This is a genomic window from Curtobacterium sp. VKM Ac-2884, assembly GCF_015350945.1.
In the GTDB taxonomy this organism is placed as follows: Bacteria; Actinomycetota; Actinomycetes; order Actinomycetales; family Microbacteriaceae; genus Curtobacterium.
In genome coordinates this window covers 1-1,439 of sequence record NZ_JADKSA010000010.1, presented here as the reverse complement: position 1 = coordinate 1,439, position 1,439 = coordinate 1, and the positions used below count along the sequence as shown (strand labels likewise).

At 57.5% G+C, this 1,439-nt stretch carries 1 rRNA gene; it reads right to left on the bottom strand.

Annotation, left to right across the window (positions count from 1 at the left end):
* Window positions 1–371: 371 nt before the first annotated feature.
* A 16S ribosomal RNA gene (locus ITJ60_RS18680) occupies window positions 372–1,439 on the bottom strand; the annotation flags it as partial.

Here is a 1,439-nt window from a genome sequence, read left to right as displayed (position 1 = left end):
CGATTGGATGACGCGAATCAAAGATGCTCGCGTCCACTGTGTAGTTCTCAACATACGATCGGCACCACACTCCCCACCGTCCAGTGACAGTGCTTCATGCGGCCCAACGAAGGACCCGTAGGCCCAACCCCCACCAGACACTCTCATGTCAGCAGGAAGCCTGGTCCCTCAGGACCCAACAACGTGCACCAGCCAGCAGCTCCACCCCCGACCCGTCCCAACCCTGCAAGCAGAGCGTACTGAGGTCGGAAGCATCACTCCCAACTGCACTGTCAATGTTCCACCCATGAGCTACCGGCAACCACGTTCGGGTTACTCGGCGCCTGGACCACGCCCACCCCGAAGGGCACACGAGGCCAGATGCTCCTTAGAAAGGAGGTGATCCAGCCGCACCTTCCGGTACGGCTACCTTGTTACGACTTAGTCCTAATCACCGATCCCACCTTCGACGGCTCCTTCCACAAGGGTTAGGCCACCGGCTTCGGGTGTTACCGACTTTCATGACTTGACGGGCGGTGTGTACAAGGCCCGGGAACGTATTCACCGCAGCGTTGCTGATCTGCGATTACTAGCGACTCCGACTTCATGAGGTCGAGTTGCAGACCTCAATCCGAACTGAGACCGGCTTTTTGGGATTCGCTCCACCTTACGGTATCGCAGCCCTTTGTACCGGCCATTGTAGCATGCGTGAAGCCCAAGACATAAGGGGCATGATGATTTGACGTCATCCCCACCTTCCTCCGAGTTGACCCCGGCAGTCTCCTATGAGTCCCCGGCATAACCCGCTGGCAACATAGAACGAGGGTTGCGCTCGTTGCGGGACTTAACCCAACATCTCACGACACGAGCTGACGACAACCATGCACCACCTGTACACCGACCACAAGGGGGCGACCATCTCTGGCCGTTTCCGGTGTATGTCAAGCCTTGGTAAGGTTCTTCGCGTTGCATCGAATTAATCCGCATGCTCCGCCGCTTGTGCGGGCCCCCGTCAATTCCTTTGAGTTTTAGCCTTGCGGCCGTACTCCCCAGGCGGGGCGCTTAATGCGTTAGCTACGACACAGAAACCGTGGAAAGGTCCCTACATCTAGCGCCCAACGTTTACGGCATGGACTACCAGGGTATCTAATCCTGTTCGCTCCCCATGCTTTCGCTCCTCAGCGTCAGTTACGGCCCAGAGATCTGCCTTCGCCATCGGTGTTCCTCCTGATATCTGCGCATTCCACCGCTACACCAGGAATTCCAATCTCCCCTACCGCACTCTAGTCTGCCCGTACCCACTGCAAGCCCGAGGTTGAGCCTCGGGATTTCACAGCAGACGCGACAAACCGCCTACGAGCTCTTTACGCCCAATAATTCCGGACAACGCTTGCACCCTACGTATTACCGCGGCTGCTGGCACGTAGTTAGCCGGTGCTTTTTCTGCAGGTACCGTCACT